This window comes from Levilactobacillus hammesii DSM 16381 (assembly GCF_001434395.1).
GTDB classification, from domain to species: domain Bacteria; phylum Bacillota; class Bacilli; order Lactobacillales; family Lactobacillaceae; genus Levilactobacillus; species Levilactobacillus hammesii.
This window is the reverse complement of the sequence record NZ_AZFS01000018.1, coordinates 1-13,322: the sequence shown is the minus strand read 5'-3', so window position 1 is coordinate 13,322 and position 13,322 is coordinate 1. Positions and strand designations below refer to the sequence as shown.

Genomic DNA, 13,322 nt, shown 5'->3' with positions numbered 1-13,322 from the left:
TCCTTAATTTACCTTGGATAAAAATTCTGCACCCTCAGCAGTTAAGTGATCAATAAAAATAGAGTGGTTCGTATCCAACTGTTTAATTGAATCCATTTCTTGTGAGGTTAGGACGAAGTTAAACACCTCAATATTATTTTTTAAATGATCAGTATTGCCAGAACGTGGAATAACTATTACATTTCGTTGAATTAACCATCTTAAAATAACTTGTGCAACTGTTTTATGATGATTAGTTGCAATATTTTTTAGAGTAGGTAAGTTATTCAATTCTTTTAATTTTTCACCAAAGGGTGCCCATGATTCAGGCTGGATTGCATTTTCCAAACAATATTCTGTTTCCTTAATTTCTTGAAAGAAAGGATGCATTTCAATTTGATTTAACATTGGTTTAATTTGGCTATGCACGGTTAAATCCATTAATTGAAATGGGGCAAAATTGGATACGCCAATGGCTCTGACTTTACCATCGGTATATAACTTCTCTAAGGCACGCCATTCTCCTGATATATCTCCGTAAGGCTGATGAATAAGGTAAAGGTCTAAGTAATCTAATTGAAGTTTTTGTAGCGTCTGATTGAATGCCTTGATGGTACCTTCATAACCGTTGCTTTGAATTTTTACTTTTGAAGTAATAAAAAGTTTATTTCGATTTATGTTGCTGTCCCTGATACCCGCACCGACTTCTTCTTCATTATCATAGTTGGCTGCAGTGTCAATTAAACGATATCCAAGGTCAATTGCTTGGGGTATAACTTGTGTTAAATTATCAACTTGCATTGTACCCAACCCTATTTGAGGCATTGTCACACCATTTGTTAAAGTTATTGCGTTCATAAAATATTCTCCTTTTTAATTGACTTTGTTTATCTTAAGGTAAGACAATAACTATGTTAAATGCTTATCTTGACTAAGGAATAATTCAAAAAATGAATAAGTAGGGAATAAATATGGAAACGAGATTATTAAATTATTTTTTAGAGATAGCTCGCACAGGTAATGTATCTCAGGCTGCACGTGAGCTTCATGTGACACAACCAACTTTAAGTCGCCAGCTTCGTATATTGGAAGATGAACTGGGGACGAAGTTGTTCGAAAGAGAAAAGCATAAAATGGTTTTAACTAAAGCTGGAAGTCATTATCAAACTTATGCGCGTCAAATTTTAACCATGGTTGATCGAGCTGAAGTGGAAATAAATCAGTTAGAAAATGAAATGGTTGGGACGATCTCCATAGGATGTATTGAATCGAATGCAGCTGATTTAATGGCAAAAGCAATAAAAAAATTTCATCAACAATATCCAGCAGTTAAATTTGAAATGTATGATTTAGATGGTGCGGATATTCAAGAACGAATCGATCAAGGATTGCTAGATTTGGGGATTATTTTATACCCCAATGAAACGACAAAGTATAATTCAATTGCTTTAAAATTACGAGATTATTGGGGCGTAGTTTTGTCTAAAAAATTACCATTAACAAATAAAATGAATTTAAATGTTGATGATTTGAAACAACTTCCTTTACTAGTAACGAGAAATAGCATAATGCAGTCAGAATTAAGTAAATTATTAGGTGTTTCGTTATCGGATTTAAATATTATCGGAACGCAAAATTTGGTGACTAACTCTTTACGTCTTGCAGCTAATGAAGTTGCTTATCCAATTTGTGCCAGTGGCGCCTTTGCTGGTGAAACATCGGAGCTAAAATTTTTGCGCATACTTGGGAGCCGACCAATTTATCATCAGTTGATTTTCAGTAAGCAACGAAATACTTCGGAAGTTGTTGATAAATTTATTGAGGTGCTGAGCAAAATTGGAGCCGACATTATTTAACAGCAACTAAAATTAAATAAAACCACCGTCTTCCCGAACTTTGCCGGGAAAACGGTGGTTTTTTGCTGTTCTCGTTAAAATCGACGCGATCCACGCTGACGACTACTCGGCCATCCGCAACGCGGCCTTATCCATACGAATGTGTGGTGTGCCATTAAAATTAAAGACTTGCCCGGTTGCCTGGTAACCGAACTTCTCGTAAAAACCACGCTTATCAATCTGGGCTTCAATTCTAATCGGCATCCCCGGGTAATCGCGCTGAATCTCCGCCTCAATCTGTCCCATTAACCGCCGGCCCAGTCCCTGACCGCGGACCTCAGGAATCGTGAGCACGCGACCAAACGTGACGTGATCGTCTTCCACAAAGACCCGCGCGTAGGCCACCAGTCGCTCCCCCTGAAAACCCATCACGTGATGGGCCACCGGATCAATCTCATCAATTTCCTGATAAACCCGTGTCTGGGAGACGACAAACGTTCGAATACGTTCATATGCAACTTTATAGAATGTTTCAGCAGATAACTCAGCCAAAGCGTTTATTGACCATTTCACTGTCATAGTGTGCCCTCTTTATGCTAAAATATGTCTATTAGCATCTCACGTTTTAATGTCAAATGCAACTAAAAGGAGAAAATATGCCAAACGCTTTTCGCAGTATCGGTCTCATTTCCCGAGCCACCTCGGTCATCGGTAACCGGCTCTTTCGCCACGATGACCTTCAAAATAGCCAATTCATCTACCTGATGCGTATCATCGAGAATCCTGGAATTACGCAAACGGCGCTCGCAGACCAGCTCCACGTCGATCCCTCAACCTGTCTGCGAACGGTCCGCAAGCTGATTGCCCACCAGTACGTTGCGCGACAAGCAGATGCCCACAACAAGAAGTTACGGCCCCTCGTGGCCACAACCGAGGGACAAGCACTGTATCCCGAACTACAGGCCTACGAGCAACACATTATCGCCATTGGGACGCACGGTCTGACCCCGGGGGAACAGTTAATTTTGGAAGAACTTTTAGCCAAAGTCGCCACGAATGTCCGGGAGTATCAGGACACCCAAAACGACGACTAACCCCGAGAAAGAAATTTTTTTACAAAAGCATTAATTATTTTGAAAAAAAGCAGTCAAATGAGTTCCCTTTTAAATTGTTCAATGCTACACTAGGAGTTGGTAAAAGCGAAATCAATCTTAACAAAGTAAAGGAAGGTTTCTAATGGCAGAAAAAGCTAATATTGGTGTTGTTGGTATGGCTGTCATGGGCAAGAACTTAGCCCTGAACATCGAAAGTCGCGGGTACACGGTTGGAATTTACAACCGTTCCTCCAACAAGACGGAACAAGTTATGAAGGACCACAGCGAAAAGAAGTTAGTTCCAAGTTACACGGTGGAAGACTTCGTTAATTCTTTGGAAACGCCACGGCGGATCCTTTTGATGGTTAAGGCTGGTAAGCCAACTGACGCCGTTATTCATGAACTGCTTCCTCTGTTGGACAAGCATGATGTCCTCATCGATGGTGGGAACACGAACTTCCATGACACGATGGCTCGTAACGCTGAACTGGACAAGTCCGGTATCAACTTCATCGGTATGGGTGTTTCCGGTGGTGAATTAGGTGCCTTACAAGGTCCTTCCTTGATGCCAGGTGGCCAAAAGGAAGCTTACGACTTAGTAGCCCCAATCTTAGAAAAGATTGCTGCTAAGGCTGACCAAGACGGCAAGCCATGTGTATCCTACATCGGCCCTAACGGTGCTGGTCACTACGTTAAGATGGTCCACAACGGTATCGAATACGGTGATGAAGAGCTGATCGACGAAAGCTACAACATCATGCGTAACGTTGCTGGTATCTCCATTGACAAGATGGCTGACATCTTCAAAGAATGGAACAAGGGTGAACTTGACAGTTACTTGGTTGAAATCACTGCTGACATCTTGACTCGTAAAGATGACTTAGGTGACGACAAGAACTTATCCATCTTGGATGCGATCTTGGACCGTGGTAACAACAAGGGTACTGGTAAGTGGAGTTCTGAAGACGCCTTAGACGTTCAAGTACCACAATCAGTAATCACTGAAGCCGTTTACGCACGTTACATCTCAATGCTTAAAGACGAACGTGTTAAGGCTTCTAAAGTCTTGGCACCTGCTGAAAAGCAAGGTAAGGTTGACACCGGTGACGAAACTGAATTCGTTGAAAAGGTTCGCCAAGCCCTCTTCTTTGGTAAGTTGATGAGCTACGCACAAGGCTTCGAACAACTCCGGTTTGCTTCTGAAAAGAACAACTGGAACTTACAATTCGGTGAATTAGCACAAATCTGGCGTGCCGGTTGCATTATCCGGGCCCAATTCCTGCAAAACATCACGGATGCCTTCGACAAGGATCCTAACTTAACCAACTTACTCTTTGATGACTACTTCAAAGAAGTTGCTGCTAAGTACCAACAATCAACGCGTGACGTTGTCGCTATGGCCGTTCAAGCTGGTATTCCTGTACCTAGCTTATCCGCTGCCATCACTTACTACGACAGCTACCGTGCTGAAGTCTTGCCAGCTAACTTGCTGCAAGCACAACGGGACTACTTCGGTGCCCACACCTACGAACGGCGTGACCGCCCTGGTGACTTCCACTATTCATGGTACGAAGAACAATAAATCATTAATTTGTTTTGAAAGAGATGCCGTTATGGCGTCTCTTTTTTTATTTTGTCGATCTCTGCCTATTCAAAAAAAGATGCCTGCCAGTCCCTCAAAGAATAAGGAACGGCAGACATCTCTTTTCATCTAATCATGACACATATTATCCGTTTATTGGCGCGTATGGCCCCGATGAGTCGTCCCGGCAAGATTATCCGCCAGTGCCATTTGAATAGCGTGTAGGCTCTCCCAGTGGTCAATTTCGGTGGCCAGACCAGCTTCCCATTGGGCCTTCTTGCGGCTCTTTTCGATGAACCGATCCCAGTCCCGATCAGCGGTGGTCTGGTCGGCCGTTTGCCGCCAGTGGGCCCATTCGTTCAAGTGTTCAGCCAGTACTTCGGCTTCAGGTGGGGCGATCAGTAATTTCTCAGTCATGGTCGTAACCTCCTTTGGCAAAATCCAACGGTTAAACAACTTTTTCTATAATCCAATTATAGCATATACTATAAATTATCTCGACTATAAGTTTTATAAACGGGCCAGAACGTCCGCAATCGGCGTCGTCCCGCTTAATAACGGAATGGTCTTCCCCACCGTCTGTGGCGCGTGGAGTGCAGCCACCATAAAAGCCGCCAAATCTTCCCGGGGAATACTCCCGACCGCTAACGGATCGCTCTGAACACGCCCCGTTCCCGGATGAAAGGACAGCGCACCCGGCTGAACAATCGTATAGGCTAGATTCGTCTGATGGACCAGCCAGTTATCCGCATAGAATTTAGCCACATAGAGCGGCTTCAGGGGATCGGCCCAACGGTTGCGATCCTCGGCAAAGAGCATGCTGATCATCAGGAAACGGCGCACGCCCGCAATCTGCGCGGCCTGCATCGTCTTCACAGCCCCATCGAGATCAATCAACAGGGTCATATCGTCCTTGGTTCGGCCGCCAGAACCCGCGGCAAACATGATGGCATCGCATCCCATCAACGCACTGGCGATCTTCTCGGGCTTGGCCAGCAGATCTAACCGCCGAACCGTGATGCCCTGATCTTCCCAATCTTCGCCATCTTCATCGGCACGCAGCCCGGCAACTGGGTCATCCCCTCTAGCCTTGAGTTGCGTCACCAGTAAGCGACCGGTCTGCCCATTGGCACCCACCACAAAAACACGCATCGTTCGAAACTCCCTTCACCATCTTCTTTTCACCAGTATACACTAGTTTGGCTCTTCCACTTGACCGCCTCAGTGGTAGGACGCACGACTGGCAATCGCGAATCCCCCGCCGTTTACAGCAACGTTGCCAACAGGATAATTTAAATGATAGCGCTTTAATTGATTTACACCAAAAAAATTTAAACACGTTTCCTTTACGAACGCCCGAAATGTGCCATAATATAAAAGGGGCACCGATCGACCAACGACCGATACTCACGGCAACACAGAATTTGAGGAGGTCTCCACTTTGCAAAACGATTTAACGATTACCGACCTGGACGAACACGCCCAAACAACCGCTTTAACTGACTTCGTTCACTTCTATCTCGAGCATTATCGGACCAATGATCTCGAAATTTTATCACAGTTCAAAGTTGACTACGCGATGAACGACATCAACATGTACCTCTACGCGAACCGGAACTTCAGCCCAGATCAACTGGCCGCTGGCGTCCTGGCCTACAAGAAGAACCTGTTCGTAGAAATCTTAAAAACGATCAACCTACCTTTCAATGAAAACGGCGCTCTCAAGGAAAACACTTGGGATGGCTGGTACCAACAAGAATACGCTAAGATTCCACAAGGCAAATAAGCCAGCTGGAGTCCATGCTCCCCACAAAACGCGATGAGTACCCTTGGTGCTAGCCGCGTTTTTTCGTGGCCTAAATGAATTCGTTTTCATTTCACAGGGAAGACCTTTATACTTAAAGGTGACAACTTATGGTATGGCGATTAGTTAACCCTAGCCGACCGCATACCGACTTGATTACTGGAGGTATTTATATGTACTTAGCAGATGCACACCGCTATGACACCATGCAATACCGGCGTAGCGGCAATAGTGGCCTTAAGCTCTCCGCCATTGGCCTGGGCTTCTGGCACAATTTTGGGAGCGTTGATCCTTTTGATAACCAGCGTAATATTGTTCACACGGCCTTTGACGCCGGCATTACCTACTTTGACCTGGCCAACAACTACGGCCCAGAACCCGGAAGTGCGGAAACCAATTTTGGTCGGATCATGGCCCGCGACATGCGTCCTTACCGTGATGAAATGGTGATCACGTCTAAGGCCGGCTACTTGATGTGGCCCGGACCTTACGGTGAATGGGGTTCCCGGAAGAACATCATTGCCAGTGCCAACCAAAGTCTGAAACGCATGCAGTTGGACTACGTTGATATTTTCTACTCTCACCGTCCCGATCCGAACACGCCATTGGAAGAAACGGCCTTGGCCTTAGATCAACTGGTTCGTCAGGGGAAGGCGCTCTACATCGGCATTTCCAACTACGATCCCCAACAGACGAAGGAAATTAAGGCCATCTTTGACGACCTGCACACGCCGTACATTGTGCACCAAAGCCGTTACAGCCTGTTCGACCGGCACATTGACCAGAATGGCCTGCTAAAAACGCTGGCTGAGGAACAGACCGGGTTGGTCACCTTTAGTCCATTGGCACAGGGGCTACTGACGGATCGCTACCTCAACGGCATCCCCGCCGACTCGCGGGCCCACCGCTCCTCCAGTCCTTTCCTTCACGAGGACAATGTGGAACATACCCTGACGACGGTTAAGGCACTCAACGAGATTGCCCAACAACGGGGCCAGTCCCTCGCTCAGATGGCCATTGCCTGGCTTCTCAGCCAGCCCGTGGTGACCTGTGTCTTGGTCGGGGCCAGCCGTCCTAGCCAGCTCCAGGACAATCTGAAGGCCTTTAACAATACCACCTTCAGCCCTGATGAGATTTCGCAGATTCAACACTTGCTGGCAGAGATGCCGCAAGCTTAATTCGCTCAAAAGAAGCGTGACCATCCCAACGACGGGGTGGCCACGCTTTTTAATTATCTTTTCATATGAAATGAACTTAAATCTTACCTACTAAGTCCGTCCCCGGCTTCAACGTTTGTTCGCCAGGATGCCAGTTTGCTGGACAAACCCGGTCGCCGTGCTCTGCGACAAATTGGGCAGCCGTCAACGTACGCAAAATTTCGGTTGCGTTCCGGCCGATACCCATGTCATTGATCGTGTAAGAACGAACCTTACCCTCAGGATCAAGGATGAAGACGCCGCGATAAGCCTGACCCGCATCCGCATCGAGCACCTCGTAGTGCCGGGCCAATACACCGGCCGGATCGGCAATCATGGGATAGGCGACCTGCCCCACCTCAGCACTCTGTTCGTGCCAAGCTTGATGAACAAACTCGGTATCTTCAGAAATGCTGTAAACCTCGGCATTACTTTGTTGGAATTCTGAATAGTGCGCGGCTAAGTCCCCTAGCTCCGTTGGACAAACGAAGGAGAAGTCGGCCGGATAGAAGAACAGAACGGACCAGTGCCCCAGCAGATCATCGCGGGATAACGCCTTCACCTCGCCGTTTTGAAACGCATTTACATTGAAATCGGGTAACGCAGAACCAATAAAATTCATGATTAATACTCCCCTCATTTGGTCAATTTCGACTCACCCCTAGCATACCCGCTTGCTCGACTAAAATCAAGAATCATTCTAAACTAGACCGTAAAATAAATACTTTTATCATTTTATTAATAGTTTGTTATTATAATTATTATTCGATTTTTATGAGTGGCTTTGATTGCTTTTCTTCAGAAAATAAGATATACTATGTTCATAGGATAAATCAGAAGCTGTTAGGTGAGGCTCCTATACGGAAAATGCTACTGCTCAGAAACGTCGAGAAACGCCAATGAGTCAGCTGTTCAGGTCAGATTAAGGCCTGTTCTAATGTAGCTGTTAATGTAACTCTAACTACGCCGTATAGTGCTAAAACTCAACGACTGGCTAACTGTTCACAAAACGCTTTTTATTGTGCGCTTAGCTAGTTGTGGCTAAGCGCTTTTAATTTATCTCCCGTTGTCACTGTCAACTAAACTATAGGAGGTGATTGAACATGACAACCCAACGTATAGAAGATCCTGGAGCGTGTTATCACTCGCCGGTGGGAAAGTTGCAGTCAGTTCACGCCTCTTGGTTGACGCTTTGAGGAAAACTGTTCTCTAGCTTTCCCTTTCCCGGACCCCGTAGCTTGATGCGGAGGTTCGACTGGTAGACTTTAAACTGAATCAACTGGCCACTTTAACTCAGCCGCTGTCGGTGTTGTAACCGACTGAACCACGGCTGACCTTCCCGAATTCGTTCGTGTGCCAGCTGGATTCAAACCACTTAATGGAAAACGCAAGCTAGAGTTACCCAGTTTTTCTCGGCCCTATGACAACTAAAATGCATTGACGTGCTAGTTCAATAGCCGCTTCACCGATGGGGGAACTCATTGGGGAGGAAGACACTCGTAACTGACGCCGATTCAACTAGGTTGGTTTTTAATCTCTAATAGTCGATACGAACACAACACACATCCCAAAATATAATCCTGATTATCGTGTGCCGGTAGCACCCATGGGCTGATGGGAATCACCCCGCAAGGCTACCTTCCCCACAGTTAATCTGGTTTCTGCAATTATAAAGGCGTCCCCACACTCGCGAAGAGTGTGGGGACGCCTTTTCGATAGCCAAGGTTGTTCATTCAATGATGACGGTCAGATGAAAACGCCCTGTCAGCAGTTCTACTAACGGGCGATCGGTATTGAACCATAGCATCCAATCACGCCAGCTCAATCATCATCCGTTGTAAAGTCGTAGGTGACCTTGCCATTTTCGGTAACGTAAAGATAGCGACTGGTATTTTCCGGATTCATAAATTCCACCTGAACATCTTGTAAATCAGTTGGCATTTTCGGCGACATGGCCGTCGAAATCTTCTTAAATTTACCAACATAGGGTGCCAAAGAATCAGTATCACCATAATCACTGATGCTGTCTTCGGCACGATCATACAGTGCTGTTCCCGACTTTGCGACCATGGTTAACTGGTTATCGCTCTTGTTGTAATAAACTTTCACGGCATCGCTGCCCAGATACTTGGTTGCCACGCCATCCCCAATATCCGCAATTTCCTGTTCCGTTAAATGGTTACGCTTATATGTATTGGCCCCATAATAACCACCAATCCCCAAAACAATCACGACAATCGCACCAACGATTAGCCACAGCACTGGATTATGGCTGAAATTAGCTGCCGTTACACCGTGATCTGGTGCACTCGTCTCCCTAGTGGTTGCGGTGGTTACATTCCCCGGGTCGGCAATAATCGTCTGTTTCGCGCCACAATTCGTACAGAAGGGTTGATCTGCCTTTAACGGATGACCACAGTTCGTACAATATTTCATTCTTACCACTCCAATTTAAGTTGCTTGTTAACGGCAAAGGACTATTTAAGGCCGTAATTATCACCAAACCATCACTTGTAGACTAAAAATCATCTAGCCAAAACGATTAGCTTCTTGGTCACCTGCCTGGAGCAATAAGATAAAGAAGTAAATCCACCCCACAATAGGGACAAATAGCCAAAACACCGACCACGTAGAATGATTACTGTCGTGTAAGCGACGTACCATACCCGTTATATTCGGCATAAACATTACTAAGCCACCAATCGTGGAAAAAATTTTACTATCAAATGCAGCATCTAAAAACAACCAAGCCAGTGCAATAAGTGTCGCCGCCAAGTAAGCCCACCAGTAGTTAGCTCGACTCATCCGGCCATTGAAATTAACATAATTTTGAAAATACTGTTTCGTCGCCCCAATGAATCCCAGGTTACTTTGATAATCAACAGCCGTTCCTGCTTGCGCTGACCAAGACGGTTGGGTCGGTGGTGTCACCTGTGAAGTCGCTTGATTCACCGTACTCGTCTGACTTGCCGTCGTTTGCAAATCAAACCCACACTTGGGACAGAACCGAGCCCCTGCCTCAACCGCTGTGCCACATTTAGGACAAAAATTCATCACGTTTACCTCCAATGTTTGTTTTACTTTTGCAAACAACACGATAAAGAACAGCTCTTAAATCACACAATCATCAGCGTTATGTAATGCCTTGATTGCACGGCATCAGCTACTTCTCTATCAATTAATCACGCGACTAACCCGAATTCGCAAAAGCTAACTTATTTATAAGTATAAATCCGGCGTTTCACTTTTGCAATCGTTTTTGACCACATTAGGCTCCCAAACCTAGGCCACACAGCGGATTCGTTGCTATACTAGTTAGATACAAATGGGGTGAAAACGATGCAGGATTCAACGTTCGGTGACAAGATAAAGCGTATTCGGCTTAGCAAAGGCGATTCAGTTCGCAAGGTTGCCTTGTACGCTGGAATTTCAGCGTCGTATTATTCTCAGGTTGAAAACAATAAACGAAGTGTACCTAAACCAAATACCCTGCGTAAAATCGCTAAGGGATTACATCTTTCAGAAGACGAGATCTTTAAGCTCGCAAATCTGATTCCTGCTGATTCGAAGCAAGTTGCTCGTCAGAAATTAAAACTCATTAGTACTCAGGGCCCTAAGATCGACTTAAAAAAGCATTCTACCTTCTCTAAGGCCCATTACAGTATTAATGCCATCAATTCAAAATCCGACAAACCGATAAATCAGCAACCAGACCGTATTTCATTAAGCGCCACTAGTGCTAGGCTGTATATTCCAGCTAACGCACGCGTTCAAACTAAACTACCGCCACAAAATGACGAAACGCCGGTGACGTCCTGGTTAAAAGTTACCGATAGCAATCTGGTCATGCTAGGGATTTTGAAGAATGATCTCGCAGTGATTGACTCGTCTGGCATAACTAGCAGTATCTCCTCTCAAACCACCAAACTCATCGCTATCAATCTCACAACCACTAAAACAACCATTCGACGTGCACTATTAGTGGCAGATGAACAAGTGATGCTGACCACCGGCTCCCCTGCTGAGCGTCCTACTTTTCTCCCTTACCCTACCTTCGTAGAGAAGTTCGTCGGCAACGTGCTTAATCTTTATCGTGATACGCGTTAAAAATAGACAAATAAAAATCCACTCAATAGTGAGTGGATTTTTATTTGTCTATTTTGTTTTAGCTGCGCGCAGTTCCGCAATGTAGTTCTGACTCTTCTCTTCGCTAAATTCATGCTCTGATCGACCAATCACGACCGTGGCTAAAGAATTACCGACCACGTTAACCGCAGTCCGTCCCATATCGACTAAACGGTCGATTCCGGCGATAAAAGTCAATCCGCTCATTGGTACCCCAATGGTCGAAACGGTCGCCAGCAGGACCACGAAGGAGGCCCCTGGCACCCCGGCCATCCCTTTACTAGTGATCATCAGAACCACCAGCAAGGTGATTTGCTGACCCAGACTCAGGTTAATGTGATAAGCCTGTGCTAGGAAAAGCGCGGCCAAGGATTGATAAATGGCGGAACCGTCCAGGTTAAACGTGTAACCCGTGGGGATAACAAAGGAAACAATCCCTTGGCTAACCCCAAATTTATCCATTTTATCAATCAAACGAGGCAAAGTGGCTTCGGAACTCGCGGTAGAGAAAGCCAAGACGGCTTCATCTTTGATCACAAACAGCAAGTCCTTAAGATGGAAGCCAAACATCCGCGCAACGATCCCCATAAAGACGACAATGAATAACGCCATGGTCCCGTAAGCCAACAGGATGAAGTACCCCAGTGGCGCTAACGCCGAAATCCCCATCTGTGCAATGGTGACCCCAATCAGCGCACACACCCCGATAGGCGCCGTGTGCATTACCCAATTGGTGACCCGGAACATAACCTGCGATACGGCGTCTAGGAAGTCAATAATGACCTGTCCCTGCTTACCAATCGCGGCCGTCCCTAGCCCAAAGAAGACGGAGAAGAAGATCACGGGCATCATGTCCCCCTCACCGAGTGACTTGAAGAAGTTCGTCGGAATAATTCCCAGCAAGGTTGCCCAGATGCCCGAATCCTTGGCAGATTTGGCCGAGGAGACGTATTGACTGATGTCCGAACTATGTAGTTGATGAATGTCGATAAAGCTCCCAGGATGGAAAATATTCCCAACCAAGAGCCCTAAGGCAATCGCAATCGTGGTCATGACCTCAAAGTAAATAATGGTCTTACCACCAATGCGCCCTAACTTCCGAATATCTCCCATATTGGCGATCCCCACGGTTAAACAGGAAACCACGATGGGCAAAACGATCATTTGAATCAGGCTGATAAACATGTTCCCAATATTCTGCATGGCGGTGATGGCCATCTTGTTTTCGTAGAAGACGACCCCCAGCACAATCCCTAAAATGAGCCCAATTAGAATCTGCCACCCCAAACTCAGGCGATAGCTGCGATATTTTTTCATAATTACTTTCCACCTATTTTCTAAAGATAGTCATTGATTATCATTTGAATGATTACTTCTCTCATCTCTTGTGGCTGGCCCACAACACTAACTATGATAGCACAAGCTATTCCCGTAACCAAGACCACTGAGGTAAAGATATTCGAACGGATTTCAATATTCACTTACTAATGTTCGCCTAACGGTCTCTAATCTGTCTTTAATAGAGTTGAAGCAACGCCTTGAGGCCGCATGACTACTGGATTTGTTTAAGAATCCAGTCACTTACAGAATGTACGTATTGCTATTGAACAATTGCTCACAACTTAGTTCAAGCCCTTAAAAAAATGTATAAAAAAAGAACCCAATCACTGGGTTCTTTACTTCGCGTGGCAACGTCCTATCCTCGCA

Annotated in this window: 14 protein-coding genes and 1 riboswitch; of the genes, 6 read left to right on the top strand and 8 right to left on the bottom strand. The window is 45.6% G+C overall.

Annotated features, from left to right (window positions below):
- Window positions 1-3: 3 nt before the first annotated feature.
- Window positions 4-837 (bottom strand): aldo/keto reductase, encoded by an 834-nt coding sequence (locus FD28_RS01680; RefSeq protein ID WP_057731962.1) that lies wholly within the window; start codon window positions 835-837, stop codon window positions 4-6.
- A 113-nt stretch (window positions 838-950) separates the two neighbouring features.
- Here FD28_RS01680 and FD28_RS01675 point away from each other — a divergent pair, with 113 nt between their 5' ends.
- Window positions 951-1,835, top strand: coding sequence for a LysR family transcriptional regulator (locus FD28_RS01675; protein ID WP_057731960.1), 885 nt, complete (start codon window positions 951-953; stop codon window positions 1,833-1,835).
- A gap of 102 nt (window positions 1,836-1,937) precedes the next feature.
- Here FD28_RS01675 and FD28_RS01670 read toward each other — a convergent pair whose 3' ends face one another.
- Complete coding sequence (locus tag FD28_RS01670) at window positions 1,938-2,393, bottom strand: GNAT family N-acetyltransferase (protein ID WP_157059806.1); 456 nt, start codon at window positions 2,391-2,393, stop codon at window positions 1,938-1,940.
- Between the two features lie 77 nt (window positions 2,394-2,470).
- Here FD28_RS01670 and FD28_RS01665 point away from each other — a divergent pair, with 77 nt between their 5' ends.
- Together FD28_RS01665 and gndA are read left to right on the top strand one after the other, a co-directional pair.
- Window positions 2,471-2,908: a MarR family winged helix-turn-helix transcriptional regulator gene (locus FD28_RS01665; RefSeq protein ID WP_057731958.1), complete on the top strand. Its 438-nt coding sequence runs from the start codon at window positions 2,471-2,473 to the stop codon at window positions 2,906-2,908.
- Between the two features lie 142 nt (window positions 2,909-3,050).
- Window positions 3,051-4,490, top strand: coding sequence for an NADP-dependent phosphogluconate dehydrogenase (gene gndA / locus FD28_RS01660; RefSeq protein WP_057731956.1), 1,440 nt, complete (start codon window positions 3,051-3,053; stop codon window positions 4,488-4,490).
- A 153-nt stretch (window positions 4,491-4,643) separates the two neighbouring features.
- On the opposite strand, the gene FD28_RS01655 is transcribed toward gndA, so the two are convergent.
- A complete protein-coding gene (locus FD28_RS01655; protein ID WP_057731953.1) occupies window positions 4,644-4,907 on the bottom strand; it encodes a hypothetical protein in 264 nt (87 codons plus the stop codon).
- A gap of 93 nt (window positions 4,908-5,000) precedes the next feature.
- Complete coding sequence (locus FD28_RS01650; protein WP_057731952.1) at window positions 5,001-5,642, bottom strand: SDR family oxidoreductase; 642 nt, start codon at window positions 5,640-5,642, stop codon at window positions 5,001-5,003.
- A gap of 289 nt (window positions 5,643-5,931) precedes the next feature.
- Between FD28_RS01650 and FD28_RS01645 the strand changes: the two genes are divergently transcribed.
- Together FD28_RS01645 and FD28_RS01640 are read left to right on the top strand one after the other, a co-directional pair.
- On the top strand, window positions 5,932-6,276 hold the full coding sequence (locus FD28_RS01645; protein ID WP_057731950.1) for a hypothetical protein: 345 nt from the start codon (window positions 5,932-5,934) through the stop codon (window positions 6,274-6,276).
- Between the two features lie 191 nt (window positions 6,277-6,467).
- Window positions 6,468-7,472, top strand: coding sequence for an aldo/keto reductase (locus FD28_RS01640; protein WP_057731948.1), 1,005 nt, complete (start codon window positions 6,468-6,470; stop codon window positions 7,470-7,472).
- 76 nt (window positions 7,473-7,548) lie between these two features.
- Here FD28_RS01640 and FD28_RS01635 read toward each other — a convergent pair whose 3' ends face one another.
- The 3 genes from FD28_RS01635 to FD28_RS01625 all read right to left on the bottom strand — a co-directional run bounded on the left by FD28_RS01635 (window position 7,549) and on the right by FD28_RS01625 (window position 10,544).
- Complete coding sequence (locus FD28_RS01635) at window positions 7,549-8,112, bottom strand: peroxiredoxin (protein WP_057731946.1); 564 nt, start codon at window positions 8,110-8,112, stop codon at window positions 7,549-7,551.
- Window positions 8,113-8,322: 210 nt separating this feature from the next.
- Window positions 8,323-8,492, top strand: a riboswitch (M-box (ykoK) riboswitch).
- Between the two features lie 819 nt (window positions 8,493-9,311).
- A complete protein-coding gene (locus tag FD28_RS01630) occupies window positions 9,312-9,926 on the bottom strand; it encodes a zinc ribbon domain-containing protein (RefSeq protein ID WP_057731944.1) in 615 nt (204 codons plus the stop codon).
- 93 nt (window positions 9,927-10,019) lie between these two features.
- Window positions 10,020-10,544 (bottom strand): DUF805 domain-containing protein, encoded by a 525-nt coding sequence (locus FD28_RS01625; RefSeq protein ID WP_057731942.1) that lies wholly within the window; start codon window positions 10,542-10,544, stop codon window positions 10,020-10,022.
- 285 nt (window positions 10,545-10,829) lie between these two features.
- Here FD28_RS01625 and FD28_RS01620 point away from each other — a divergent pair, with 285 nt between their 5' ends.
- Window positions 10,830-11,597 carry a helix-turn-helix domain-containing protein gene (locus tag FD28_RS01620; RefSeq protein WP_057731940.1) on the top strand — a complete coding sequence of 256 codons (768 nt, stop codon included), beginning with the start codon at window positions 10,830-10,832 and terminating at the stop codon, window positions 11,595-11,597.
- 48 nt (window positions 11,598-11,645) lie between these two features.
- Here FD28_RS01620 and FD28_RS01615 read toward each other — a convergent pair whose 3' ends face one another.
- Complete coding sequence (locus FD28_RS01615) at window positions 11,646-12,932, bottom strand: cation:dicarboxylate symporter family transporter (RefSeq protein ID WP_057731938.1); 1,287 nt, start codon at window positions 12,930-12,932, stop codon at window positions 11,646-11,648.
- Between the last annotated feature and the right edge of the window lie 390 nt (window positions 12,933-13,322).